The sequence below is a fragment of the Pseudomonas sp. CFBP 13719 genome, assembly GCF_014842095.1.
Lineage (GTDB): Bacteria > Pseudomonadota > Gammaproteobacteria > Pseudomonadales > Pseudomonadaceae > Aquipseudomonas.
Window position 1 is genome coordinate 275,441 of sequence record NZ_JACYVB010000005.1, and the last position, 25,078, is coordinate 300,518.

The 25,078-nt window shown below is 64.5% G+C and carries 22 protein-coding genes; 16 read left to right on the forward strand and 6 right to left on the reverse strand.

Annotation, left to right across the window (positions count from 1 at the left end):
* Positions 1–12 precede the first annotated feature (12 nt).
* On the reverse strand, positions 13–642 hold the full coding sequence (ubiX, locus tag IFT57_RS17705; RefSeq protein ID WP_122795472.1) for a flavin prenyltransferase UbiX: 630 nt from the start codon (positions 640–642) through the stop codon (positions 13–15).
* A complete protein-coding gene (mpl, locus tag IFT57_RS17710) occupies positions 639–1,988 on the reverse strand; it encodes a UDP-N-acetylmuramate:L-alanyl-gamma-D-glutamyl-meso-diaminopimelate ligase (RefSeq protein WP_192048777.1) in 1,350 nt (449 codons plus the stop codon). Before mpl ends, ubiX begins: the two co-directional genes overlap by 4 nt.
* A gap of 191 nt (positions 1,989–2,179) precedes the next feature.
* Here mpl and exaC point away from each other — a divergent pair, with 191 nt between their 5' ends.
* From exaC to ppa, 4 genes are all read left to right on the forward strand, one after another.
* Positions 2,180–3,700, forward strand: a complete 1,521-nt coding sequence (exaC, locus tag IFT57_RS17715) for an acetaldehyde dehydrogenase ExaC (protein ID WP_192152197.1) — start codon at positions 2,180–2,182, stop codon at positions 3,698–3,700.
* Positions 3,701–3,884: 184 nt separating this feature from the next.
* Complete coding sequence (locus IFT57_RS17720) at positions 3,885–4,532, forward strand: DedA family protein (RefSeq protein WP_122475565.1); 648 nt, start codon at positions 3,885–3,887, stop codon at positions 4,530–4,532.
* Positions 4,533–4,536: 4 nt separating this feature from the next.
* On the forward strand, positions 4,537–5,328 hold the full coding sequence (locus IFT57_RS17725) for a zinc-dependent peptidase (protein ID WP_192152198.1): 792 nt from the start codon (positions 4,537–4,539) through the stop codon (positions 5,326–5,328).
* Between the two features lie 268 nt (positions 5,329–5,596).
* The gene (gene ppa / locus IFT57_RS17730) at positions 5,597–6,124 is read left to right on the forward strand and encodes an inorganic diphosphatase (protein WP_122475569.1); all 528 of its coding nucleotides are present in this window, start codon (positions 5,597–5,599) and stop codon (positions 6,122–6,124) included.
* A gap of 345 nt (positions 6,125–6,469) precedes the next feature.
* Here the strand turns inward: ppa and IFT57_RS17735 are convergent, their stop codons facing one another.
* Positions 6,470–6,997, reverse strand: coding sequence for a glyoxalase superfamily protein (locus IFT57_RS17735; RefSeq protein ID WP_192152199.1), 528 nt, complete (start codon positions 6,995–6,997; stop codon positions 6,470–6,472).
* Between the two features lie 514 nt (positions 6,998–7,511).
* Here IFT57_RS17735 and IFT57_RS17740 point away from each other — a divergent pair.
* Genes IFT57_RS17740 through cysC form a run of 6 tightly spaced genes read left to right on the forward strand, consistent with a single transcriptional unit; the run spans position 7,512 to position 13,272 of the window.
* A complete protein-coding gene (locus IFT57_RS17740; RefSeq protein WP_192152200.1) occupies positions 7,512–8,177 on the forward strand; it encodes a class I SAM-dependent DNA methyltransferase in 666 nt (221 codons plus the stop codon).
* Between the two features lie 14 nt (positions 8,178–8,191).
* Positions 8,192–9,115: an isopenicillin N synthase family dioxygenase gene (locus IFT57_RS17745; protein WP_192152201.1), complete on the forward strand. Its 924-nt coding sequence runs from the start codon at positions 8,192–8,194 to the stop codon at positions 9,113–9,115.
* Between the two features lie 19 nt (positions 9,116–9,134).
* Positions 9,135–10,448 carry an NAD(P)-dependent oxidoreductase gene (locus tag IFT57_RS17750; protein ID WP_192152202.1) on the forward strand — a complete coding sequence of 438 codons (1,314 nt, stop codon included), beginning with the start codon at positions 9,135–9,137 and terminating at the stop codon, positions 10,446–10,448.
* Positions 10,445–11,548 (forward strand): mandelate racemase/muconate lactonizing enzyme family protein, encoded by a 1,104-nt coding sequence (locus IFT57_RS17755; protein ID WP_192152203.1) that lies wholly within the window; start codon positions 10,445–10,447, stop codon positions 11,546–11,548. Before IFT57_RS17750 ends, IFT57_RS17755 begins: the two co-directional genes overlap by 4 nt.
* A gap of 22 nt (positions 11,549–11,570) precedes the next feature.
* Positions 11,571–12,695: an SRPBCC family protein gene (locus tag IFT57_RS17760; protein WP_192152204.1), complete on the forward strand. Its 1,125-nt coding sequence runs from the start codon at positions 11,571–11,573 to the stop codon at positions 12,693–12,695.
* The gene (cysC, locus tag IFT57_RS17765) at positions 12,688–13,272 is read left to right on the forward strand and encodes an adenylyl-sulfate kinase (protein WP_244657363.1); all 585 of its coding nucleotides are present in this window, start codon (positions 12,688–12,690) and stop codon (positions 13,270–13,272) included. Before IFT57_RS17760 ends, cysC begins: the two co-directional genes overlap by 8 nt.
* A 3-nt stretch (positions 13,273–13,275) precedes the next feature.
* Here cysC and IFT57_RS17770 read toward each other — a convergent pair whose 3' ends face one another.
* Positions 13,276–14,202, reverse strand: a complete 927-nt coding sequence (locus tag IFT57_RS17770) for a LysR substrate-binding domain-containing protein (protein ID WP_192152206.1) — start codon at positions 14,200–14,202, stop codon at positions 13,276–13,278.
* Between the two features lie 92 nt (positions 14,203–14,294).
* On the opposite strand from IFT57_RS17770, the gene IFT57_RS17775 reads away from it, so the two are divergent.
* The 6 genes from IFT57_RS17775 to dxs all read left to right on the forward strand — a co-directional run bounded on the left by IFT57_RS17775 (position 14,295) and on the right by dxs (position 23,529).
* Positions 14,295–15,209: a DMT family transporter gene (locus IFT57_RS17775; RefSeq protein WP_192152207.1), complete on the forward strand. Its 915-nt coding sequence runs from the start codon at positions 14,295–14,297 to the stop codon at positions 15,207–15,209.
* Positions 15,210–15,223: 14 nt separating this feature from the next.
* Positions 15,224–19,309: an SDR family oxidoreductase gene (locus IFT57_RS17780; RefSeq protein WP_192152208.1), complete on the forward strand. Its 4,086-nt coding sequence runs from the start codon at positions 15,224–15,226 to the stop codon at positions 19,307–19,309.
* An 8-nt stretch (positions 19,310–19,317) separates the two neighbouring features.
* Entirely contained in the window at positions 19,318–20,343 is a 1,026-nt protein-coding gene (locus IFT57_RS17785) for an NAD(P)-dependent alcohol dehydrogenase (RefSeq protein WP_192152209.1), read from the forward strand.
* Positions 20,344–20,433: 90 nt separating this feature from the next.
* Positions 20,434–20,676, forward strand: a complete 243-nt coding sequence (locus IFT57_RS17790) for an exodeoxyribonuclease VII small subunit (RefSeq protein WP_090360636.1) — start codon at positions 20,434–20,436, stop codon at positions 20,674–20,676.
* Positions 20,673–21,560 (forward strand): (2E,6E)-farnesyl diphosphate synthase, encoded by an 888-nt coding sequence (ispA, locus tag IFT57_RS17795; RefSeq protein WP_122714990.1) that lies wholly within the window; start codon positions 20,673–20,675, stop codon positions 21,558–21,560. Before IFT57_RS17790 ends, ispA begins: the two co-directional genes overlap by 4 nt.
* Positions 21,561–21,630: 70 nt before the next feature.
* Complete coding sequence (gene dxs / locus IFT57_RS17800; protein ID WP_192152210.1) at positions 21,631–23,529, forward strand: 1-deoxy-D-xylulose-5-phosphate synthase; 1,899 nt, start codon at positions 21,631–21,633, stop codon at positions 23,527–23,529.
* Positions 23,530–23,572: 43 nt separating this feature from the next.
* Here dxs and ribA read toward each other — a convergent pair whose 3' ends face one another.
* Together ribA and IFT57_RS17810 are read right to left on the reverse strand one after the other, a co-directional pair.
* Positions 23,573–24,214, reverse strand: a complete 642-nt coding sequence (gene ribA / locus IFT57_RS17805) for a GTP cyclohydrolase II (RefSeq protein WP_122714988.1) — start codon at positions 24,212–24,214, stop codon at positions 23,573–23,575.
* 102 nt (positions 24,215–24,316) lie between these two features.
* Entirely contained in the window at positions 24,317–25,063 is a 747-nt protein-coding gene (locus IFT57_RS17810) for a substrate-binding periplasmic protein (protein WP_192152211.1), read from the reverse strand.
* Between the last annotated feature and the right edge of the window lie 15 nt (positions 25,064–25,078).

Sequence of the window (25,078 nt, forward strand, 5' to 3'; positions counted from 1 at the left end):
GCAGCCGGCGCGTCAGTCGTCGCTGCCGTGGTGGTGCTCACCCCAGCGCGGCAGCATATCCTGAGGAATATCCAGCAGATTGAGCACCCGCGCGACGACGAAGTCGATCAGGTCGTCGATGGTCTGCGGCTGGTGATAGAAGCCCGGCGCTGCCGGCAGGATCACCGCCCCCATCTGCGACAGCTTGAGCATGTTCTCCAGATGAATGGTCGAGAACGGCGCTTCGCGCGGCACCAGGATCAACTGCCGCCGCTCCTTGAGCGTTACATCGGCAGCGCGCTCGATGAGGTTGTTGCAGGCACCGCTGGCGATGGCCGACAGGGTTCCGGTCGAGCATGGCACCACCACCATGGCGCTCGGCGCGCCGGAGCCTGAGGCCACCGGCGACATCCAGTCTTCCTTGCCATACACGCGGATCTGCCCGGCGGACGCACCGGTGTACTCGTTGAGAAAGGCCTGCATGGCCTGCGGCTTGGCCGGCAAGCTGACGTCGGTTTCCGTGGCCAGCACCAGTTGCGCGGCCTTGGAGATGAGGAAATGCACCTCGCGATCCTCGCGCACCAGGCAGTCGAGCAGGCGCAAGCCATACTGCGCGCCCGACGCGCCGGTCATGGCCAGGGTGATCCGCTGCGGGCCGCTCATTTGAGGGCCTCCGCCAGTTTCAGATGCAGGCCGCCGAAGCCGCCGTTGCTCATGATCACCACGTGGGTGCCCGGCCGTGCCTGGCCCTTGACCCGCTCGATGATGGCTTCGAGCGAGTCGGCGACGATGGCCGGAACCGGGCACTGTGCAGCCGTGGCGGCCAGATCCCAGCCCAGGTTGGGCGGCGCGTACCAGATGACCTGATCGGCGTCGCGGACACTTTCCGGCAGGCCGTCGCGGTGCGCGCCCAGCTTCATCGAGTTGGAGCGCGGCTCGATCACGGCGATCAACGCTGCATCGCCAATGCGCTTGCGCAAGCCGTCCAGAGTAGTGGCGATGGCCGTGGGGTGGTGGGCGAAGTCGTCGTAGAGGGTAACGCCCTGCACTTCGGCCACCCACTCCATGCGCCGCTTGACGCTCTTGAACGCGCACAACGCCTCGATACCCAACGGCGCGACCACGCCCACGTGGCGTGCAGCAGCTAGCGTCGCCAAGGCGTTGGCCACGTTGTGCTGGCCGGTCAGTGGCCACTCCACCGTGCCCTGCACGACACCTTCGAAAGAAACCTCGAAGCGCGATCCATCCGCACTCAGCAGGTTTGCCTGCCACTGGCCGTTCTCGCCGGTGGTCTGCACCGGTGTCCAGCAACCCATCTCGATCACGCGGCCCAGGGCCGGCTCGGTGGTAGGGTGGATCACCAGGCCCTCACTGGGCACGGTCCGAATCAAATGGTGGAACTGGCGCTCGATGGCGGCCAGGTCGGGGAAGATGTCGGCGTGATCGAATTCCAGATTGTTCAGAATCGCCGTGCGCGGACGGTAGTGGACGAACTTGGAGCGCTTGTCGAAAAACGCACTGTCGTACTCGTCCGCCTCGACCACGAAGAACGGCGTCTGCCCCAGCCGCGCCGACACCGCGAAATTCTGCGGCACCCCGCCGATCAGGAAGCCGGGCGCCATGCCCGCATGCTCCAGCACCCAGGCCAGCATGCTGCTGGTGGTGGTCTTGCCGTGGGTACCTGCCACGGCCAGTACCCAGCGTCCCTGCAGCACATGATCGGCCAGCCACTGCGGGCCGGACACGTAGGGCAAACCCTTGTTCAGTACATACTCGACCGCCGGGTTGCCGCGCGACAGGGCATTGCCGATCACCACCAGGTCGGGCGCAGGTTCCAGCTGGGCCGCGTCATAGCCCTGGGTCAGCTCGATACCTTGAGCCTGCAACTGGGTGCTCATGGGCGGATAGACATTGGCGTCCGAGCCTGTGACACGGTGGCCCAGCTCCTTGGCGAGTACCGCCAGGGAGCCCATGAAGGTGCCGCAGATACCGAGAATATGAATGTGCATGATTGGCCTCGTAAAACGTGGAGGCAGGGTAGCGTAGGGTAGGAAAAATCTCATCCTTTGATTGGCGATCGCCCCCCTCCGACCGGTCGGCAGGGTTACACGTGTTTCAAGGCGCCGCGCTCGCCTTTGTTCTACGCTTACTGGGCGCCACGGCGCGTCCTCCACAGAACCACAACAGCAGGAGACACCCCATGCGTTACGCACACCCGGGCACCGCAGGCGCCAAGGTCGAATTCAAGGCCAAATACGGCAACTATATCGGCGGTGAGTTCGTCGCGCCGGTGGACGGCAATTACTTCACCACCACCTCGCCAGTCAACGGCCAGCCCATTGCCGAATTTCCCCGTTCCAACGCCAAGGATATCGACAAGGCGCTGGACGCCGCCCACGCTGCCGCCGACGCCTGGGGCGCGACCTCGGTGCAGGCCCGCTCGCTGATCCTGCTGAAGATCGCCGACCGTATCGAACAACACCTGGAAACCCTGGCCATCACCGAAACCTGGGACAACGGCAAGGCCATCCGCGAAACCCTGAACGCCGACATTCCGCTGGCAGCCGATCATTTCCGCTACTTCGCCGGCTGCCTGCGTGCGCAGGAAGGCAGCGCTGCCGAGATCGACGGCAACACTGTCGCCTACCACATCCATGAACCGCTGGGCGTGGTCGGGCAGATCATCCCGTGGAACTTCCCGATCCTGATGGCGGCGTGGAAGCTCGCCCCGGCACTGGCCGCCGGCAACTGCGTGGTGCTCAAGCCGGCCGAACAGACGCCCCTGGGCATCACCGTGCTGATGGAACTGATCGGTGACCTGCTGCCACCGGGCGTGCTCAACGTGGTCCAGGGATTCGGCAAGGAAGCAGGCGAGGCTTTGGCCACCAGCAAGCGCATCGCCAAGATCGCCTTCACCGGTTCGACGCCAGTGGGTTCGCACATCATGAAGTGCGCGGCCGAAAACATCATTCCCTCGACCGTGGAACTGGGCGGCAAATCGCCGAACATCTTCTTCGAAGACATCATGCAGGCCGAGCAGACCTTCATCGAGAAGGCTGCCGAGGGGTTGGTGCTGGCCTTTTTCAACCAGGGCGAGGTGTGCACCTGCCCCTCTCGCGCGCTGGTACAGGAATCCATCTACCCGGCCTTCATGAAGGAAGTCATGAAGAAGGTCGAGCAGATCAAGCGCGGCGATCCGCTGGACACCGACACCATGGTCGGCGCCCAGGCGTCGGAGCAACAGTTCGACAAGATTCTGTCCTACCTGGAAATCGCCAAGAGCGAAGGCGCCGAGCTGCTGACCGGTGGCCAGGTGCAGAAGCTCGAAGGTGCCCTGTCGACCGGCTATTACATCCAGCCGACCCTGCTCAAGGGCACCAACAAGATGCGTGTCTTCCAGGAAGAAATCTTCGGCCCGGTGGTCAGCATCACCACCTTCAAGGACGAAGCCGAAGCCCTGGCCATCGCCAACGACACCGAGTTCGGCCTGGGCGCTGGGGTCTGGACCCGCGATATCAACCGCGCCTGGCGCATGGGCCGTGGGATCAAGGCCGGGCGTGTCTGGACCAACTGCTACCACCTGTACCCGGCGCACGCAGCGTTCGGCGGTTACAAGAAATCCGGTGTGGGCCGCGAGACGCACAAGATGATGCTCGACCACTACCAGCAGACCAAAAACCTGCTGGTCAGCTACGACATCAACCCGCTGGGCTTCTTCTGATTCAATGGCAGCGGGGCGCGTCTTGACGCACCCCGCCGGCCGTTGCGAGCCCACGATGCCTTGCTGCCCTGCATGGTGACCATTCGTCGGTTGCGCAGGCCTTGCGCACCGACCCAACAAACCTGCCTCACCCATCGGTATACTGCGCGGATTCTTCACGTTCGGATCCGCACAGGTACCTCCCATGGAATTCAGCTTCATCGACCTCATCCTGCACCTGGATGTGTACCTCAACATGCTGGTGACCCAGTACGGCACCTGGGTCTACGCGATCCTGTTCCTGGTGATCTTCTGCGAAACCGGCCTGGTGGTGATGCCTTTCCTGCCCGGTGACTCGCTGCTGTTCATCGCCGGCGCGGTGGCCGCGGGTGGCGGCATGGACCCGTTCCTGCTCGCTGGCCTGTTGATGACTGCCGCCATCCTCGGCGACAGCACCAACTACATCGTCGGGCGTACCGTGGGCGACAAGCTGTTCAGCAACCCGGACTCGAAGATCTTCCGCCGCGATTACCTGGACCAGACTCACGCCTTCTATGCCCGCCACGGCGGCAAGACGGTAACCCTGGCGCGATTCCTGCCGATCCTGCGCACCTTCGCCCCGTTCGTGGCTGGTGTCGGCAAGATGCACTACCCGCGTTTCCTGGGCTTCAGTGTGCTGGGCACGGTGTTGTGGGTCGGTGGTCTGGTGACGTTGGGCTACTTCTTCGGCAACATGCCGTTCATCAAGCAGAACCTGACCCTGTTGATCGTCGCGATCATTCTGATTTCGCTGCTGCCAATGATCGTCGGCCTGCTGCGCAGCCGCACGGCCCGCACCGCACCGACGCGCTGATCCCGTGTGGTCGTTCAAGGCTTGGCGGCGACGGCGAACCCTGAACCGCCACCGTATCGCTGAATCGCTGTGGCAGGCGGTGCGTGCCGAGTTGCCGATCCTCGACGGCCTCGATGCCCGGCAGGACCTGCAACTGCGCGAGGCCTGCGTGCTATTCCTGCAGGCCAAGACCCTGACCTGCCTGCCCGGCGTCGAACTCGACGACCGGGCGCGCCTGCACCTGGCAGCACAGGCGCAACTGCCGCTGCTGCAGCTGGGCGACCTGGACTGGTACCAGGGCTTCCACGAAATAGTCCTGTACGCCGACGATTTCGTCAGCCCGCAGCGCTACCGCGACCCCAGCGGCGTGGAGCATCAATGGGACGGCGAGCACAGTGGCGAGGCCTGGCAGCAGGGGCCGGTGATTCTCGCCTGGTCGGGTGTGGCAGCCAGCGGCGGTTGGGATGGCTACAACCTGGTCATCCACGAACTGGCGCACAAGCTCGACATGCTCAATGGCGACGCCAATGGGCTGCCGCCACTGCATGGCGACATGCGCGTGAGCGACTGGGCCCGCGCCATGCAGGACGCCTACGACGACCTTGATCGCCAGCTCGATGCCAATCCGGAGGCGGAAACGGCCATCGACCCCTATGCCGCGGAAAACCCGGCGGAATTCTTCGCCGTCACCAGCGAGTATTTCTTCGCCGCGCCGGATTTGCTGCACCAGGCCTACCCACAGGTCTACGAGCAGTTGCGCCTGTTCTACCGCCAGGATCCGCTCGAGCGGCTCTCGGCCCTCCCCCGACCTGCGTAACGCCGTGACGCGGCTTGCGCCGCTGCTACAGGGACCGCGTTCATCCACGCCGCGTCGGCCGTCGACATCCAATCCCATTCCCCAACACCGTGCTTGATGGCAAAACCATTCCCTGTAGCAGCGGCGCAAGCCGCGTCGGCGGGCGCCGCATGATGTCACGCGGCCCACGGCGCGTATGGCATGCGGTCTTGCAATGTGCCTATAATCGCGCCCACATTTTCGGCCTGCACGGCCTTCAGACTGGCCCAAACCACGGGGGCAACGCCCAATGAGCTACAGCAAGATTCCGGCTGGCAAAGACCTGCCGAACGACATCTACGTCGCCATCGAGATTCCGGCCAACCACGCGCCGATCAAATACGAAATCGACAAGGACAGCGACACCCTGTTCGTCGATCGTTTCATGGCCACGCCGATGTTCTACCCGGCCAACTATGGCTTTATCCCCAACACCCTGGCCGACGACGGCGACCCCCTCGACGTGCTGGTCGTGACGCCTTACCCGGTCACGCCCGGTGCGGTCATCCGCGCCCGTCCGGTCGGCATCCTGCACATGACCGACGACGGCGGCGGCGACGCCAAGGTCATCGCCGTACCGCACGACAAGCTGTCGCAGCTGTATGTCGACGTCAAGGAATACACCGATCTGCCTCCGCTGCTGCTGGAACAGATCAAGCACTTCTTCGAGAACTACAAGGATCTCGAAAAAGGCAAATGGGTGAAGATCGAAGGCTGGGGCAACGCAGACGCCGCCCGCGCCGAAATCACCAAGTCGGTCGCCGCGTTCAAGGGCTGAGCCGTCGCTGTACGAAAAACCCCGGCCCCGGCCGGGGTTTTTCATGGGCGCTGCAAAGGGATCGGGTGAAAAGAGATTTGCACACGCAAGCGGCCCTGCGTATTCTTTGGCCCTCACCAGCCCAGGCTGGTCATCAGTTGCAGGCGGTTGCGGCTTACCAAAAGTAAGGCAAGATCGTCGACGAGAAGCCGGCCATAAGCCGGCTTTTTAATGCCCCGAAAAAAGTCCGCAGCGCCTGTTTCGCGGCCACGGACTGCTCCTACCGAACAGCAGCGGCAACACGCCCCCGTGAAAGCGGTCATCGCCCGCGAAGACTCCACCGCGGCCGACCCGATCCTGCCCTCATCACCCCTCGCAGAACCGAATCCGGTTACCGAACGGGTCATACACCTCCAACAGCCGCCCCCACCCTTGCTCGACAATTTGCGGACGGCCATAGCCATACCGCTTGGCCAGCAGCTCATCGCGCAACGCTTCGACCCCGTGCATGGGTACGAACACGGTCGAGCCCGGCGAGCAGTCGCCATGGTGTTCGGACAGATGGAGTTGCAGGCCCGCGCGCGCGACACCCAGATACAGCGGCAGGTCGGCCTCGAAGCGGTGCTCGAACTCGACCGTGAAACCCAGGAAGTCCAGATAGAACTCGCGAGCCTTGGCTTCGTCGAAAATCCGCAGGATGGGGATGGCCTTGTCGAAACCGATCGCCGCTGAGGCAGTCGGCGTCAGGCTGGCCGAAGCGGTGTTCCAGTCCTTGTGCCCCATCTGCCGGGCAACCATTTCCAGAGCGGTGGAATGCGATACGTCGTGACCTTGCGCCTGCAGTGCGACGCGCAGCGTCTTGGCCATCTGCTTGGCGTGCTCGATTGAAAACATGACAACTCCCGAGTCGATGCATGCTGGTGCTCGCGTTGCCAGGCCTCGACCATCAAGAGAGGGATGAAGGCGTGATGATGCAAAAATGCTTTCACCTTTCCTTGCGGAGCGAGCGGCGGGCAGCATGGGCCACCGCCGATGTTAGCGCAAAGCGTCGAAGGGGTCACCACGGGACCCTCTCGCAGCTGGAAAATCCCGCTTGCCAGACACGATTAAAAGGTCGGCATGGCCATCGAAAATATCGTGGCCAGGACGTGTACAACCGGCACGGGGAAACGTCTGTACAGGATTTTTCATGCCTGCCAACCCGCATTCATCGGGCGCTTGTCGCTAGCGATCGGCAAGGGCTTCGAGCGCAAGCCGATGAGTGCGAACCGTGCGTACCCAAGTGTAAATATCCTTTCAAACCCAGCCTGTTCCGCCTCGATTGACCGTGCCCTGGCGCGCTGCTAACTCTTAGGACAGCGACACCGACCGTCAGTTTTCCTTCGAGACGCTATCCATGAATACAGCCATGAACGCCCTACCCACGGCCTTGCCAGCGGAGGCTTCGAGCACCCGCTCGATTGCCGATGCGCTGGCGCACCAGAGCATTCACAACCTGGAGCGCTATTACGATCACTGGGCCCGCCACTATGACGCCGACGTGGAAGCCGAGGCCTACTGCGGGCCGACGATGGTCGTCGACTTGCTCGACGCGGTCGCGCGGCGAGGCAACGTCCGCCACGACAGCCGCGTTCTCGATGCCTGCTGCGGAACCGGCCTGGTCGGACGCACCCTGCAGGGGCGCGGCTATCGGCAGATCAGCGGTTGCGATCTGTCCCGACCCATGCTCGATCAGGCAGAAGCTTCCCGGGCCTACCAGCATCTACACGGCCAGATAGACCTGACCCAACCGTTGCCATCGGCCCTGCTTCGGCATTTCGACGCGGTGGTCTGCTGCGGCGCCTTCATTCCCGGGCATCTGCCCGCTTCCGCGCTATGCGGCCTGGTCGCCATGACCCGGCCCGGCGGCGTGGTGGTGATCAGTGTTCGCGAGGCTTACTTCGACACTGCCGGCTTCGAGCCGTTGCTGCAGAGCCTGGGCCGCGAGCAGGGACTTGCCGTGCTGGAAGCGCGGATGTCGGCCCGCTACCTGCAAAATGCGCGAGCCCACTACCTGGCGTTGCGCGTCGCATGAACGGGGCGTACGGCATGCCTGTACTTCCCATCATCTCCCTGGCGCAACTGGCGGCACGTGAGCCGCGGGCGCTAGCGCAACTGAGCGCGGCGTGCGAGCAAGACGGCTTCTTCTATCTGGTGGATCACGGGCTTCCAGCGGTACTGATCGAGCGATACATGAGTGCCGCCGAGGCGTTCTTCGCGCTGCCAGAGCTGGTCAAGCAGCGCTTCGGCCATGCTCACCAGCCCGGCTACCCGCACACCGCACGGGGTTACGTCGGGGCCTATGGCGAAACGCTGCATCCCGATGCAGGCCCCGACAACAAGCAGCATCTGGACTGGGGCATCGACCGGCCCGGTGGCGCGCCGTTCAGCGGGCCGAGCCTGCTGCCCGACGACGACCTTGCGCCTGGTCTGAACGCATGCGCCTACGCCCTGCAGGTCGAAGTCATGCAACAGGTGTTCCCCCAGCTGCGCCGAGCCATCGCCAGTGCCTTGCAGCTGCCCGCGCAGGCGTTCGATGCACACTTCCGTCAGCCAACCCTGATCCAGCGCGCTTCATATTATCCAGCCGGGGCGGGAACGGCCGGCAAACATACCGACAACGGCTTTCTCACCCTGCTGATCCAGCAACCTCTGCCGCAGCCTTCACTGCGCATCTACAGCCGTGGCCAATGGCTCGACGTGCCGTGCCTGGAGGGCGCCGTACTGGTCAATCTGGGCGACATGCTGCAGCGCTGGACCGACGAGCGCCTGGTCAGCACGGCCCATCAGGTCCTGCATCGTCAGCCGAGCGCACGGGTGTCGCTGGCGTTCTTCATCTACCCGGATATCGACGCGATCATCGCACCCATCGGCGGCGGACCAAGCTTCTCTACGGCCGAGGTGATGCTGGAGAACTTCGATTCGATCTGGGTAAGCAAACAGGGCGCTGGAAGGGCCCGCCAACTGGTTTGAACACACAAGGATTGGTTCGATGACCCCCTCTATCGGTTTTATCGGCGCAGGCAACATGGGCCGCCCATTCGTTCGTGCATTGCTCGACAACGGCTTCACAGTGACCGTCCACGACCATGACCCGGGTTGCGAACACTGGGTGCGCAGCCAAGGTGCGCAATGGGCACCGACTCCCGCGGCTGCCGCCGACGGTGCCGCCCTGCTGATCACCTGCCTGCCGCTGCCCAGGCACGTACGCGAAACAATGCTCGGTCATGACGGCGCGCTGGCAGCCTTGGGCCGGGGCGCGGTCTGGATCGACACCTCGACCACCGACTACCACAACACGCTGGATATTGCCCGACTGGCCGGGCGGCGCGGGGTCATGAGCCTGGAAGCACCGGTCAGCAACCTCTCGCACATGGGTGTGGACTTCAACAATGTCTGTTTCTATGTCGGCGGCGAGAAAGCGGCCTGCGACATCGCGCGCCCGGTGCTGGATGCGATGGGCCAACACACCCTCCACGTCGGCGCCATCGGTCACGGCCAGTCGGTCAAGCTGCTGACCAACCTGTTGTTCTACGGCGCCACGCTGGCGTGGGGCGAGCTGTTGCTGGTGGCACAGAACCAGGGCCTGGACCTGCGTTGGCTGTGGGACGTGGCGAAGGACTCGCGAGCCAACTGCTTCGTGGTCGACCAGGTTACACCGATGCTCCTCGACGGCAGCTATGACCACTCCTGCACCCTGGAGATCACCGTCAAGGACATGGCCCTGACCGTGGCCCTCGCCGACGAACTCGATGTCGAGCTGCGGCTGGGTCGCCGAATCGAGGCGCGCTATCGCCAGGCCGGGAAACGTTACCCGGCTCAGGCCAACCATCTCAAGGTGGTGGCGCTGATGGAAACGGAAAACCAGCGCCGCCTGTTCATCGACGGTTTCGCTGCGCCCTCGCCCTATGGCGCCGACCGTACCTATCGCCATCCCGGCACCTTTGTCGTCGACGCGCGCGGGCGGCGCAAGCCGAGCCTGCCGGAACGCTTTCGCTATCCGCTCAGCCATCCCGCCTGCGGTCACTATGCGCAGTGCCTGCTGGAAGTCATGGCCTGGATCAACCACACCATGCTGCAGGAGGCACTGCAGTTGGGACGTGCCATGGGCCTGGCGCCGTCACTGCTCGAGCAAGTGGTCAGCCGCAGTTGCGGCGCCAGCTGGGTGGATGATCACCGCGACCACTACACGCCGAACCAGGCGCTGCTGCGCGATCTCCCCGAACTGATGGGTTCGCTGCACCTGCCCATGCTGCATCAGCTGAACCTCGCCACCGTCATCGACCCCGTGAGGCACGCATCATGAAGATCACCCGCCTGCGTATCTACCAGGTCGACTTGCCGCTGGACAAGCCCTACGCACTGTCCGGCGGGCGCCTGCACTACAGCGCGCTGGACAGCACCATCGTAGTGATCGAGACCGACCAGGGCGTGTCCGGGATCGGCGAAAGCTGCCCGTGGGGCGCCTCGTACCTGCCGGCGTTCGCCCTCGGCGTGCGCGCCGGGCTGGCCGAGCTGGCGCCTCACCTGCTGGGCTGCAACCCGCTCAACCTGAATGCGATCAACCAGGTCATGGACCAGGCACTGCCCGGCCACCCTTACGTCAAGACAGCGATCGACATGGCGTGCTGGGACATTCTCGGACGCCATAGCAACCTGCCGGTGCACGCCTTGCTGGGGGGACGCCTGAACGCCGAGCTGACCCTGCAGAGCAGCATCCCCACGGCCACGCCCCGACAAATGGTGGCCGATATGCACCTGGCGCATGCCGAAGGCTATCGAACCCATTCGTGCAAGGTCGGATCGGGCGTGGTGGCGGATCTGGCGCGCATCCAGAGCCTGCTCGCCGAGCGCATGAACGGCGATCAGCTGACCTTCGACGCCAATCGTGCCTGGCTGCCGGCACAGGCGGTGGCCGTGATGAACGCGGTCAGGGAGTGCGATGTGCATTTCGAGCAGCCCTGCGAAACCCTGGAACAGTGCCAGCATGTCCGCAGCCTGACGCGGCAGCCGCTGATTCTGGACGAGTGCATTCACAGCGCCAGCGACCTGTACCGCGCCAGCGCCTCGAATACGGCCCAGGCCATCGGCCTGAAGATTGCCCGTGTCGGCGGGCTGACCAAGGCCCGGCAGCTGCGCGACTACTGTATCCAGCAGGGTATCCAGATGAACATCGAAGACGTGGGCGGCAGCCAGATCGCCGACACCGCGGCCATGCACCTGGCCCTGGCCACCCCCAACCAATACCTGCGCGCCAGTTGGAATGCCTGCCGCCATCACAGCATCGTCACGGCTTTGGGCGGCGTGCACGTGAGCCGTGGCATCGCCCGCCTGGACGACACGCCGGGGCTCGGCTTGACCCTGTGCCCGAACGCCCTGGGCGAGGCGGTGGCCATTCATGAGTGAGTCATTGCCAAGGACCGCTAACGTGCCCCTGAACACCGGCGATTTCCACCCCGATGCAGAACGCTCGCACAACCTGCCGGGGGTTTTCTACTTCGACCCGGATCACTATGGGCAGGAAGTGCAGCATATTTTCTACCACACCTGGCAGTACGCCTGTCATGTCTCCAGGCTGGCCGTCGAAGGTGCCTATATGGTGTGCGAGATCGGCGAGCAAAGTGTGCTCGTGCTGCACGGCCAGGATGGCCAGCTCAGGGCGTTCCACAATGTCTGCCAGCACCGTGCGCATCGCCTGCTCGAAGGCTGCGGGCAACTGCGTGGCGCAATCACCTGCCCCTACCATGCATGGCGCTACGATCACGCAGGCAGATTGCAGAGCGCCCGGCACAGTTGTGACGTGACAGGCTTCGAGCCTGCCCGCGCGCACCTCGCCGGCGTGCGGCTGGACGTGATGTGCGGACTGGTCTTCGTCAACCTCGACCCGCACGCTCCACCCCTGGCCAGCCAGCTCGCCGGGCTCGAAGCGCAACTGCGCAGCTTCTCGCCCGCGCCCGAGTCGCTGCACCACAGCTACAGCCATACTTATGCGCTGCGAGCGAACTGGAAGGTCTCGGTAGAAAACTATTCGGAGTGCTATCACTGCCCCGGCTGCCACCCCAGTCTGTCGCAGCAGACCCTGGATCTGAGCAGCTACCGAATCGACATCCACCCGGGCTTTCATGCCCATCTGAGCAGCGATCAAGGCGAACGGCAAGGCTATGCAACCAACCCCGACGCACCACGCAGCGGCGAATTCGGTGCCTGGTATGTCTGGCCGAACCTGTGCATCGAGGTCTATCCAGGCGGCTACATGAACCTGTTGCACCACGTACCCACTGGCGCGCAGCGCTGTGAGCAGCGTGTGCAGTGGTTCACCCAGGGCCCGCATCCGGATGCCCAGGAGCAGGCGGTGATCGATTTCGTGGCGGTGGTGCGTGAAGAGGACCTGCCCTTGTGCGAAAGTGTCCAGAAGGGCCTGCACAGCCACGGCTACAGCGGTGGCCGGTTGGTGGTGGACACGGCTCGCAGCGGTTTCAGCGAACATGCCGTGCACGATATTCAGAAACGCGTGCTGCAAGCCTTTGCCAACCATGGAGCAAGCGATGGATAGACCTTCTCCCGACACAGCCCGACCGCCGATGTTGCGGCGCCTCGGCACGCGCCAAACGGTCTTGTGGCTGACGGGCCTGCCCGCTGCCGGCAAGACCACCATCGCCAAGGCTACCGAGGCGGCACTTGCCGCCCTCGACTATGACTGCGTGGTGCTTGATGGCGACGAGCTGCGGCGCGGGCTCTGTCGGGACCTGGGCCTGAGCGACGACGACCGGCTGGAACACGTGCGGCGCACTGCCGAGGTCGCGCGCCTGCTGTGTGCCCACGGCACCCTGGTGCTGGTCGCGCTGATCTCACCGCGTATCGCGCACCGGGCCCTGGCGCGGCAGATCATCGGTGAAGAGGCTTTCGTCGAGGTGTTCGTCGACACGCCGCTGGCGCTGGCCGAAGCACGCGATCCCAAAGGCTTGTATCGGCTGGCACGCACTGGCGCGCTGAGCGGTTTCACCGGGATCGATGCCGCCTACGAATCACCGCCGGCGCCCCACGTCAGGCTTGCCACCGCGCGCATGAGTTGCGCGTGTTCGGTGCAGACGCTGCTCGACTGCCTGCAGCGGCGCGCCGCGATGGACTGAAGATCAGGCCAGCACGGGCCGGGGATCGAGCAACAGCTCCTGTAGCCATTGCACCAGCAGGCGGGCAGCCGGCGACAGCGGGTTGGCATGCCATTTGTAGACCCCCAGCGCGTCGCCCATGGACCACTGCTTGTCGAACAGGCGCACCAGCCTGCCGTCGGCCAGCATCTGGCGCGTGGTCATCCCCCACCCCAAGGCCACGCCGTGACCTTCCAGAGCTGCCTGCATCATGACCGGGAAACTGTTGAAGCCCATGCCCTGACTGCCAACGCGAAACGACGCACCGACATTTTCCAGCCATTGATCCCAGATCACGAAATCCTGCGCACGGGGTTCGTAATGCAACAGCCGGCACTTGGGCAGATTGTCCAGGGTCAGCCACGGGGCGATGCCCTTGAGGTAGTCGGGACTGCAGACCGGAAACACTTCATCGGGCGCGCTGAACAGCAGCACGTGATCGGCACTGGCTCGGCCGAGGGTCTGCACCGCCACGTCGAAGCGCTCGCGCTCCTCGCCTATGGCCGCCAGCGTGGAATGCAGCTTGAGCTCGATATGCGGATGTTTCTGGTGAAAGCCGGCCAGCGCCGGCATGAACAGGTAGAACGCTTCCACCAACTGCGACGACAGCACCACGGTGCCGGTCGACGACTGCTGCTGACGCAGCTTTTCGGTCTGCCGAGCGATATCGAACAGGGCAGCCGCGACCGTCTGGCGAAAGCTTTCGCCCGCATCGGTAAGAAACACCCCGCGGCTTTTGCGATCGAACAACTGCACGCCCAGATTCTCTTCAAGGGAGCGAATCTGTCGGCTGATCGCCGTTTGGGTAAGGTGCAGCTCCTCTGCTGCGCGAGAAAAACTCTGCAGCCGGGCAGCGGCTTCGAACGGAATCAGACTCGATAGAGGCGGCAGTTTGCGCCGGAGGTTTTCCATAACCTGAAGTTGCCCTGTCCTGCGAAATGGTCGTTTCAAACGATGTCATCTTTTAACGCATCATGCAAAGACAGACCGCTTGGGCTTTCTGCATGGAACAGCGACCGCTTCTCCACGACACACGCTCGAGCGTAGCGCTGATCACCGCTTCGGTATTCCTGGTGTCCGCTTCCGATGCGCTGATCAAGCTGGGCAGTGCCGATTTCACGGTATGGCAGCTGTACGTCGTGCGTTCCTCGTTCGCCATTGTGCTGCTCCTGCTGTGGCTGGGTTTTTCGCGAAGTGCCAGCCTGTGGCGCAACCTGATCTGCGATCGCTGGATACTCTTGCGTAGCGCTGCCTTGACCCTGATGTGGATCGCCTTCTACGCGGCTCTTCCGCACATGAGCCTGAGCCTGGCCGCACTGGCGCTCTACACCGCGCCGCTGTTCATTGCCCTGCTGTCGGCGCTGGTCCTGCGCGAGAAGGTGAGCCCCAGCCGCTGGCTGGCCATTGCCCTGGGCTTCGTCGGTGTGCTGATCATTCTGCGCCCGACAGCTGCGGATTTTTCCGGCATGACCCTGCTGCCGGTGCTGGCAGCCCTGCTCTATGCCGTGGCCGCCGTACTGACCCGCGCCCGCTGCAGCAATCGCTCGGCGCTGGTGCTGGCGCTGAACCTGAACCTGTGTCTGTGCCTGGTCGGCACGACGATGCTGCTGGGCCACCAACTGCTCAGTTCAGCCCATCCGCCACTGCCCAGCGACTTTTTGGCTCTGCACTGGGTAGTTCTGGGGCCTGTGCAATGGTTACTGATGGGCGTGCTCGCGGTCCTCATGGTGCTGATGAGCGCCGGCGTGGCCAGGGCCTACCAGATCGGTCCGAGCGCGGTCGTGGGCGCCTTCGATTACAGTTATCTGCTGTTCGCGATGTTCTGGGGCTTTGTTCTTTTCAAGGAAATCCCCGATGCAGGCATGGTCCTGGGCATGGGCCTGATTGCCGCATCCGGGGTCTGGGTGCTGCGTAGTTGACCAAGGAGCTGGACATGTTGATGCGACCGCTGCGAGTGATCATCTGGGCCGTGTCCAGAAGCCGCTCTACCGCACTCGAACGCTGTGTGATGGAACACCCCGCCGTGCACGTGCTGCACGAGCGGTTGAGCGAACCATTCCTGATGCAGCACTGGCCCGACAAATACCGCAGCGTGCTCGACACCCGCCGCAGGACCGGCAACCGGGAACCTGTCCCGACCTACGGCCAGGCCTTGGAGGCACTCGCCCACGGCCCGCTGCCTGCGGGCAAGTCCGTGTTGCTGAGCAAGGAAATCGCCTGGTTCTGCGACTTCGCGCAGATTGACGATGGCTGGCTGCAGCAGTTCAAGCACGTGTTTCTGGTGCGCGAGCCACTGGCGGTCATGCGCTCGCTGTATCGCGTCGGCACTCAGGGCGAAAATACCTGGTTCGATCCCGACGAGTCAGGGTTCGAGGAGCTGCTGGCACTGTACTGGCGAGTGCAGCGGGCGTGTCCGGCCCAGAGCCTGCTGGCCCTGGAAAGCGATCACGACCTGATGCAGGACAGCACAGGCGGCTTGAGCTCGCTGTGCGATTTCATCGGCGTGCCGTTCAGTGCAGCCATGCTGCAATGGCAAGCGCAAGAGGTGCCCGCCTGGCAGTTTTTCAAGGGCTGGCACGAAGAGGCACAGCGCTCGACCGGTTTCGCCGCCGTGCATCATCCCGACCAGCCCTACCCTGCGGTGGCCGGCGAATGCGCAGCCACTGCCCAACCCACCTGGCGATTCTTCGCCCTGCTGGCTGGTCGGCATCGGCCGGGCAGTCCCGCCGGCCTGCTGCGCAGCCTGCATCGCGTGCCGTCAGCGCAGCTGGATATCGTCCTGTTGCACCGTGGCGAAGAAGACCTCAGCCATCTGCTCTGGAGCATTGCCCAATTTCCCGAAGCTAACTGCCATGCCCTCGACACATCGGCACTGATGTCCACGGACGCGGGGAAACTGCCCGAGCTGCATGACCTGGTTGGCCAGCCATTGCTGCTGGCCTGCAGCGAAGCGGGCGCCGCCGGGCAGCAGCCGTTGCTCGACCGGCTGGCGGCGCAGGTGTGCGTGATCGGCCTGCTGACCGAAACCGGCTTCCACCTGCTGGATGCCCAAGGCCGGACCGGCCCTTCGCCATTGCCCGCGCCCCAAGCCTGTGCCTTGCACCTGCAGCGCTTGCGCGAACGCAGCCTCGATGACTGGGCAACGTTCAACCATTACAACCAAAGCGCGGCAGCCGTTCCCGATTGGCTGGACACGTTCAACGCCGCCGTGGCTGCCGACCCGGATCACATTGCCGTCGGCGATGGACGCGACAGCCTGACCCTGCGGCAGTTGCACGACCGCGCGCAGCAGCTGGCGAGGGTCTTGCAGGCCCGCCTGGCGCCCGCCGCGTGGGCGGTGCTGTTCAAACGCAAGAACATTCACACCGCCGTTGCCATGACTGCCTGTGCCCTGGCAGGCCGGCCCTATCTCGAGGTACCTGCCTGGTACAGCGCTCACCATTGCCAGCAGTTGCTGGAGCGCCTGGGCGAGTGCCTGGTGCTGTGCGACGCCGATAGCGCACGGCAACTGCCGGCTGCACAACCTCATATGCTGGAAGGCCAGTTTGCCCGCCAGGCGCCTGCAGACTGCCCGCCGTGGGCTCGCACGCATGCGCCAGTCGCCTACGGCTTGTTGACCTCGGGCACCAGCGGCCCGGCCAAGGTGGCGCTGATGCCAGCACCTGCCGTGCTCGATTCCCTGAGCCTGTGGCAGACCTACCTGCAACCGGGGCAACGCATAGGCCTGAATGCCTGGCTGACCGGCTACCTGTATTACCCGCTGCTCAGTCGATGCACCACGGTGGTCATCGCCGATGAGGTGGTGCACGATCCGCTGCGCCTGATGGACTTCATTGCCGACAACCATTTGCAGCAGATCATGATCACCCCCTCGCTGTTGCAAGGGCTGGTCCGCGAAGAAATTCGCTTCGTGTCCTGCTGTGCAGGCCTGCGGGTACTCTGGAGCAGCGGCGAGAGCCTGTCGGCGGCCCTGCGATCACAGGTACAGGCGTTGCTGCCCGACTGCTGCCTGATCGACCTGTACGGTTCCAACGAAGCCGGCGACGTCGCCCTAAAGCACGACGACGGCACGTTGCAGTTGATCAAGGGTGTGGAGGCGCGCGTGCTCGACCGGCACGGCCAGACCGTGCCCCGCGGCGCCGCAGGCCACCTGCATCTGCGCACGCCGGGGCTGTTGCGCGGTTATCTCGGCCAGCCGAGCGACGTCCCACTACCCAACGGCGGGCTGTTCGACACCGGCGACCGTGTGGTCTGGCTGGGCAACGGCCGCCTGCAGCTGCTCGGGCGCGACAGTGCCCACCTCAAGATACGTGGCTACAAGGTGCATCCGGAACACGTCGAACAGGTCTTGAACAGCCACCCGCTGGTGGTCCAGACCTGCATCGGCAGCCGGCACGAGGGCGCCGCCCGCCAGTTACTGGCCTACGTCGTCCCCGCAAACCCGGCGCATCTGCCCACGGCCACGGCCCTGCGCGCCTGGGCCAGCCTGCACTTGCCGTTCTTCGCCGTGCCCAGCGCCTACTATGCCGTGGCCAGCCTGGGTGCCGGTCACAATCAGAAGCGTGAGCCGCTGAGCGACGCGCACTTGAGCCAGGCCGTGCCGCTGCCCGAGGATGAGGTGTCGCTGACCGCCACTCAGGCTCAGGTTTCCACGGTGTGGCAGGCAGTGTTGGGCAACGATATCCCCGCATTGCACCCGGACGATGATTTCTTCGACCGCGGCGGCAGCCTGCAACTGAGCGAATTGCTGCTCGAACTCAACCACGGCTTCGACGTGCAGCTTTCGCTGGCGGCGCTGCTCGAAGACACCCGCCTGCAAGGCATGGCACTGGCCATTGATCGCGCTCGGGCCGGGCTGCCCGCCGCAGCGATCCTACGCGAAGTCGCTGTGGAGGCGGCACGCTATGCCTTCATTCCCGGGCCGCTGCGCGGGGAAGACATTCTTCACGCCTATCGGACCAAACCAGGCAAGCGCATCCTGCTGACCGGCGCCACGGGCTTTTTCGGCGCCTTCCTGCTCGCTGCCCTGGCCCGGCAGCCCGAGGTCGAGCAGGTCATTTGCCTGGTGCGCGCTCAGGACCTGGCGGACGCGCGTCGGCGCTGCCTGGGCAGCCTGCAGCGCCATGGTCTGGTACCGCCCGGCGTGCCCCTGGACTGGCTCGGCAAGTTGCAGATGGAATGCGGCGACCTGGCGGCTGCGCACCTGGGGCTGTCGCCCGCTGCCTACCAGAGCCTCACGCAGACCGTCGACTGCGTGGTTCACGCCGGGGCCGAAGTCAACTGGGTCAAGCCTTACGCCAACCTGGTGCGGGGCAATGTCGAAGGCACCGCCCAGATCGTCCAACTCGCCCTCAACGGTGCGATGCCGCTGATCATGGTGTCGACCCTGGCCGCAGGCGGCAGCGCGCGTACAGGCTACGAGGAAAGCAAGCATGTGGCTGAAGCCCTGGCGCTGAACGCTGCACGTGAACATGGCCTGCCGGTCATCATCGCCCGCTGTGGTGACCTGGCCGCGCCGCTGGAGGTCGAGCGCAGTACCATCAACCATAACGACTACGTGTGCCTGCTGCTGGGCGCGTGCGTGCTGCTGGGATGCTGGCCGGCCGACCTGGAAGGGGGTGTCAATCTGACGCCTGTCGACGTTGCCGCACAGATCATGGCAAACCTGGCGCTCCAGGCGCCCGCTGGCAGTCTGGGCCGGGCCTCGAACCTGTGTCACCCACACGGCGCCCTGCCCTGGCAGATCCTGTGCGGATGGGTGGCCGACAACCTCGCAGCCGGCAGCTTCGCGCCGCTGCCGCTGGAGCGCTGGCGGCTGCGCCTGGACAACGACTCCCGTCAGCACCCGATCATTGCCAAGACCCGCCTGATTCTGCCGATGATTCTCGACGACCTGACCGCCCCATCGCCGCGCAACGATTTCGAGTTTCCCGCCACCTCGCCGATTCGCCTCAGCCCACAGTGGGCCGCCCGACTGACTCGGCAATTGCTGCAGACCCTCGGGCAGGCCAGTCGATGAATGGGCGAATGGTCACCGCCTGGGCGGCAGCGCAACGCCAGCGTGAACTGATGACGCTCAGCTACCGCAGCCCGCCGCTGCGGCCGATGGACGTGGAGATTCAGGTCACCCATTGCGGCCTGTGCAGCAGCGATCTGCACCTGATAGATGGCCACTGGGGCGAGGCCAGTGTCTACCCCCAGGTGTGCGGGCATGAAGTAATCGGCCGGGTCAGCGCCGTGGGTGAAAACGTAGCCGGGCTGCGCCTGGGCCAACGCGTCGGCGTCGGCTGGTACCGCAGCGCCTGCCTGGCGTGTGAATTCTGTCTGCGTGGAGAGGAGCAGCACTGCCCTTGCCTGATCGCCACCTGCACCCATGGAGAACAGGGTGGGCTTGCCGACTACCTGTACTGCGACAGCCGTTTCGTGTTCTCCATCCCCGACGAGCTGAGCAGTGAGCACGCCGCGCCCCTGCTGTGCGCCGGTGTCACCGTGCACACGGCGCTCAAGCGCGCCACCTGGCCCGGCATGGCCGTCGGCATCGTCGGCATCGGTGGCTTGGGCCATCTTGCCATCCAGTTCGCGGCCAAGCGCGGCTGCCGCGTCACAGCGCTCTCGAGCAGTCCGCACAAGCAGCGCGATGCCCTGACCCTGGGCGCCAACCGTTTCATCGACCTGAGCAAACCGATGGACTGCAAGCAAGTGCGCAATGCTTTCGACTACATTCTGGTGACCAGCGCGGTCGCGTGCGACTGGTCGGCCATCGTCGACATGCTCCGGCCCTTTGGCGTGCTGTGTTTCGCCGGCATGCCACCGCCGGTGACATTCGATGTCGCGGCCATGATGTACAAGACGCTGAGCATCACCACCGCCAACGTCGGTGGGCGTCAGGATATCCAAGACACCCTGGCTTTCGCGGCGGCGCGCCACGTGCGGCCCTGGGTGCAGTCGTGGCCGCTGGAAGATGTCAACCACGCCATACGGCAATTGCGCAAAGGGCGAGTCCACTATCGAGCGGTGATGAAGGTCGGCGAGGAGCCGGTGCAGGCGCTTTAGACGCGGCTTGGGCGCGGCGCTCCATTTGCCCCGCAGCCGCCCGTCTGCTAACGTCGCCCGGTTTCAATCCTTCTCGCCGAGACCGCTGCCATGGCCCGCAAAAAAGCATCCCTGGATTTCGAACAATCCCTGGCCGACCTGCAGACGCTGGTCGAACGCCTGGAGAACGGCGAGCTGTCGCTGGAAGACTCGTTGAGCGCTTTCGAGAACGGCATCCGTCTTACCCGCGACTGCCAGAGCGCGTTGGCCCAGGCCGAGCAGAAAGTGCAGGTCCTGCTGGAAAAGGACGGCGAGCTCACCGAAGAACCCTTCGATACGGAACAGCCTGAATGATCGCCGCCTACCAGGCTCTCTGCCAACAGCGCGTGGACGGCGCCCTGCAAGACCTATTCGTGCCGCCCTCGGCCGAGCTGACCCGTTTGTACCAGGCCATGCGCTACAGCGTCATGAACGGCGGCAAGCGGGTTCGTCCGCTGCTCGCCTACGCCGCCTGCGAGGCATTGGGCGCAGACGCCACCCAAGCCAATGGCGCCGCCTGTGCGGTGGAGCTGATCCACGCCTACTCGCTGGTGCACGACGATCTTCCGGCCATGGACGACGACGATCTGCGCCGTGGCCAGCCCACCACGCACAAGGCGTTCGATGAAGCCTGCGCGATCCTGGCCGGCGATGGCCTGCAAAGCCTGGCCTTCACCGCGCTGCTCGACCCGACCCTGAGCCCGCAAAGTGATGCCATCCGACTGAGCATGGTCCAGGTGCTGGCACAGGCTGCTGGCCCGGCCGGCATGGTCGGCGGCCAGGCCATCGACCTGGGCTCGGTGGGCCTGCAGTTGAACCAGCAGGCGCTCGAGTTCATGCACCGGCACAAGACCGGCGCCCTGATCGAGGCCAGCGTACGCCTCGGCGCGCTGGCCAGCGCGCGGGCACAGCCGTCACAGCTCGAGTGCCTGCAGACTTATGCGCGAGCGGTTGGGTTGGCTTTCCAGGTGCAGGACGACATCCTCGACGTCGAAAGCGATACCGCCACCCTGGGCAAACGCCAAGGTGCCGATATCGCCCTGAACAAACCGACCTACCCGGCGCTGCTCGGGCTCGATGCGGCGAAGGCCTACGCCCTGGATCTGCGCGATCAGGCGCTGCATGCATTGCGTTCATTCGATGCCGCCGCCGAGCCGTTGCGCGAACTGGCGCACTACATTGTGGCGCGACGCAACTGACGAGCGCGTGCGCACCCGACGCCGCATCAGGTAAACTGATCCATTCCTAGAACTCATAACGATTCGCCTGATGCCCACGACGTTTCAAGAGATCCCCCGCGAACGCCCGGCGACGCCTCTGCTCGACCGTGCTGACACTCCTGCCGGCCTGCGCCGTCTGGGCGAAGCCGAGCTCGAAACACTGGCAGACGAACTGCGCCAGGAGCTTCTCTATACGGTCGGCCAGACCGGTGGGCATTTCGGTGCCGGCCTGGGCGTCATAGAGCTGACCATCGCCCTGCACTACGTTTTCGACACGCCCGACGATCGTCTGGTGTGGGACGTCGGCCACCAGGCTTATCCACACAAGATCCTCACCGGCCGCCGCGAGCGCATGGCCAGCCTGCGCCAGAAGGATGGCATCGCCGCCTTTCCGCGGCGCAGCGAAAGTGAATACGACACCTTCGGGGTCGGTCACTCCAGCACCTCCATCAGCGCCGCCCTGGGCATGGCCATCGGCGCGCGCCTGCAGAACAGCGGACGCAAGGCCATTGCCGTGATCGGTGATGGCGCGCTGACTGCCGGCATGGCCTTCGAGGCGCTCAACCACGCGCCCGAGGTCAACGCCGACATGCTGGTGATCCTCAACGACAACGACATGTCGATCTCGCGCAACGTCGGTGGGTTGTCCAACTACCTGGCCAAGATTCTCTCCAGCCGCACCTACACCAGCATGCGCGAGGGCAGCAAGAAGGTGCTATCGCGGCTGCCCGGTGCCTGGGAAATCGCCCGTCGCACCGAGGAATACGCCAAGGGCATGCTGGTCCCCGGCACCCTGTTCGAAGAACTGGGCTGGAACTACATCGGCCCGATCGACGGCCATGACCTGCCGACCCTGGTGGCCACCCTGCGCAACATGCGCGACCTCAAGGGTCCGCAGTTTCTGCACGTGGTCACCAAGAAGGGCAAGGGCTTCGCCCCGGCCGAGGTCGATCCGATCGGCTACCACGCCATCACCAAGCTCGACCCGCTCGACGCTCCGGTCGTGGCTCCGGCCAAAGCCAGCGGGCCGAAGTACTCGGGCGTGTTCGGACAGTGGCTGTGCGACATGGCGCAAGCCGATTCGCGCCTGGTCGGCATCACCCCGGCCATGAAGGAAGGCTCGGATCTGGTCGCCTTCAGCGAACGTTTCCCCGAGCGTTACTTCGACGTCGCCATTGCCGAACAGCATGCGGTGACCCTGGCGGCAGGCATGGCCTGCGAAGGCGCCAAGCCAGTGGTGGCGATCTATTCGACGTTCCTGCAGCGCGGCTACGATCAGCTGATCCACGATGTGGCGGTGCAGAACCTCGACGTCCTGTTCGCCATCGACCGCGCCGGCCTGGTCGGCGAGGACGGTCCGACCCACGCCGGCAGCTACGACCTGTCGTACCTGCGCTGCATCCCCGGCATGCTGGTGATGACGCCCAGCGACGAAAACGAGCTGCGTCTGATGCTCAGCACCGGTCACCATCATCCTGGTCCGGCCGCCGTCCGCTATCCACGCGGCAACGGTCCGGGCGCGGCGATCCACCAGGGTCTGGAAAGCATCGAGATCGGCAAGGGCGTGGTCCGCCGGCAGGGTCGCGGAGTCGCCATTCTGGTGTTCGGCGTGCAGTTGGCCGAGGCGCTGACAGTGGCGCAAAAGCTGGACGCCACCGTCGCCGACATGCGCTTCGTCAAGCCACTGGACGAGCAACTGGTCCGTGAACTGGCCTCGAGCCACGATCTGCTGGTCACCCTCGAGGAGAATGCCATCATGGGTGGTGCAGGTTCGGCGGTCAGTGAATTCCTGGCCCGCGAAGGCGTGCTCAAGCCCGTGCTGCACCTGGGCTTGCCAGATGCCTATGTGGAACACGCGAAGCCGGCGCAGATGCTGGCCGAATGTGGCCTGGATGCGGTGGGTATCGAAGCTGCCATCGCCCTGCGCCAGCGCCTGCTGCAACGCTGACGTCACTTCAGTGCAGGGCTGACATCGTCAGCCCTGCACTGCGCTACACCCCTTCGCTACCCTTGCGGATCGTGCCGACCACTTCACCCTGATGCTCGCTGCCCATCATGTGGCCAAGCTTGCCGGCCTTGGTGGCCAGGTAGTATTTGTTGTGTGGGTTGTGCCCGGTGTGCAGCGGTACGCGCTCGGCAACGTTGATGCCCATGTCGGTCAACGCCTTGACCTTGCGCGGGTTGTTGGTCATCAGGCGCAGGGCCTTGACACCCAGGTGCTCGAGCATCGGTTCGCACATGCCGTAGTCGCGCTGGTCGGCAGCGAAGCCCAGGCGCTCGTTGGCCTCGACCGTATCGGCGCCGCCGTCCTGCAGTTCATAGGCACGGATCTTGTTCAGCAAGCCAATCCCCCGACCTTCCTGCCGCAGGTACAGCAAGACGCCGCGCCCTTCCCGGGCAATGGCCTGCAACGCGGCTTCGAGTTGCGATCCGCAGTCGCAGCGCTGGCTGAACAGCGCGTCCCCCGTCAAGCATTCCGAATGCAGGCGCCCCAATACGGGCGCGCCGTCCGCCACATCGCCGAGGCTGAGCACGACATGCTCGCGGCCCGTGGCCTCATCGAGAAAACCATGCATGGTGAACAAAGCGAAAGGCGTGGGAAGCTGAGAAGCAGCGACAAAAACGACGGGCACCGGGTGCTCCTGATTCTTGATGAACTTGACAAGGGCAGTATTGTAACAGCAGCTCTACGCACCTGCTCAGTGGATGATGGTGGCGCCTGTGCAGCGGGTCGATCAAGGGGCTGGCAATGGGGGATCGAACGGGTAGGGTTGGCCCCAGCGCTGGTAGATCCCGCGCAGCTGGCCGGTCTTCACCAACTGTTCCATGCGCTGATCGTAGAGGGCGAGCAATGCCCGGCCACGCGCGCTGTCGCTGAAGCCCAGGTACAGCGGCAACTCGGCCACGTGCACGCGCTTGAAACGCTCGGGTTCGGCGGCCTGGCGCAGGATCACTTCGATTTCGGTCAGGGCATCAACGTAATAGTCGGCACGATCGTGTTCAAGCATGGACAAGATGCCGGTGCGGCGCTGGACCTCATTGTAGGTTCGCACGTTAGGCAGGTATTTCTGGAATTGGTAGCCGCGCACCCAGGCCAGGCGATAGCGACCTAGGCTTGCGAAATCGACCTGAGGCTTGTCGGCCAGGCTCAAGGCGAAGATATGATCGGTGTCGTAATGCCAGCGCGGGTACAGGGCATGCGCCTCGTTCTGGTAGGAACCGACCCAGGCATCGGCCTGACCCTGCTGAACCAGCCCGACGGAACGGATATAAGGCTCGCTGCGTGTGACCACTGTGATACCTGCCGGTTGGAACACCTCGCGCAGGACGTCCCAGGCCAAACCCGTGCCGTCGGCGTTGGTGTAGTCTTCCCAGGCTTCACTGACCAGATCAATGCGCGCAGGCTGCAGCGATACGCCTGCACTGGCTGCCCAGCACACCAACAGCATCGCTGCTCCCAGCAACCCTCGCCATCCAGCCATCCGTTGCGCCCTCAA

Excerpts from the sequence above, each read along its gene's own strand:
- IFT57_RS17740 (WP_192152200.1), top strand. The coding sequence starts at position 7,512 with ATGAACGCCCTACCCACGGCCTTGCCAGCGGAGGCTTCGAGCACCCGC.
- IFT57_RS17790 (WP_090360636.1), top strand. The coding sequence starts at position 20,434 with ATGGCCCGCAAAAAAGCATCCCTGGATTTCGAACAATCCCTGGCCGAC.
- mpl (WP_192048777.1), bottom strand. The coding sequence starts at position 1,988 with ATGCACATTCATATTCTCGGTATCTGCGGCACCTTCATGGGCTCCCTG.
- IFT57_RS17750 (WP_192152202.1), top strand. The coding sequence starts at position 9,135 with ATGACCCCCTCTATCGGTTTTATCGGCGCAGGCAACATGGGCCGCCCA.
- IFT57_RS17720 (WP_122475565.1), top strand. The coding sequence starts at position 3,885 with ATGGAATTCAGCTTCATCGACCTCATCCTGCACCTGGATGTGTACCTC.
- IFT57_RS17780 (WP_192152208.1), top strand. The coding sequence starts at position 15,224 with ATGTTGATGCGACCGCTGCGAGTGATCATCTGGGCCGTGTCCAGAAGC.
- IFT57_RS17785 (WP_192152209.1), top strand. The coding sequence starts at position 19,318 with ATGGTCACCGCCTGGGCGGCAGCGCAACGCCAGCGTGAACTGATGACG.
- cysC (WP_244657363.1), top strand. The coding sequence starts at position 12,688 with ATGGATAGACCTTCTCCCGACACAGCCCGACCGCCGATGTTGCGGCGC.
- ispA (WP_122714990.1), top strand. The coding sequence starts at position 20,673 with ATGATCGCCGCCTACCAGGCTCTCTGCCAACAGCGCGTGGACGGCGCC.
- dxs (WP_192152210.1), top strand. The coding sequence starts at position 21,631 with ATGCCCACGACGTTTCAAGAGATCCCCCGCGAACGCCCGGCGACGCCT.
- IFT57_RS17775 (WP_192152207.1), top strand. The coding sequence starts at position 14,295 with ATGGAACAGCGACCGCTTCTCCACGACACACGCTCGAGCGTAGCGCTG.
- ubiX (WP_122795472.1), bottom strand. The coding sequence starts at position 642 with ATGAGCGGCCCGCAGCGGATCACCCTGGCCATGACCGGCGCGTCGGGC.
- IFT57_RS17755 (WP_192152203.1), top strand. The coding sequence starts at position 10,445 with ATGAAGATCACCCGCCTGCGTATCTACCAGGTCGACTTGCCGCTGGAC.
- IFT57_RS17810 (WP_192152211.1), bottom strand. The coding sequence starts at position 25,063 with ATGGCTGGATGGCGAGGGTTGCTGGGAGCAGCGATGCTGTTGGTGTGC.
- IFT57_RS17770 (WP_192152206.1), bottom strand. The coding sequence starts at position 14,202 with ATGGAAAACCTCCGGCGCAAACTGCCGCCTCTATCGAGTCTGATTCCG.
- IFT57_RS17735 (WP_192152199.1), bottom strand. The coding sequence starts at position 6,997 with ATGTTTTCAATCGAGCACGCCAAGCAGATGGCCAAGACGCTGCGCGTC.
- ppa (WP_122475569.1), top strand. The coding sequence starts at position 5,597 with ATGAGCTACAGCAAGATTCCGGCTGGCAAAGACCTGCCGAACGACATC.
- exaC (WP_192152197.1), top strand. The coding sequence starts at position 2,180 with ATGCGTTACGCACACCCGGGCACCGCAGGCGCCAAGGTCGAATTCAAG.
- IFT57_RS17745 (WP_192152201.1), top strand. The coding sequence starts at position 8,192 with ATGCCTGTACTTCCCATCATCTCCCTGGCGCAACTGGCGGCACGTGAG.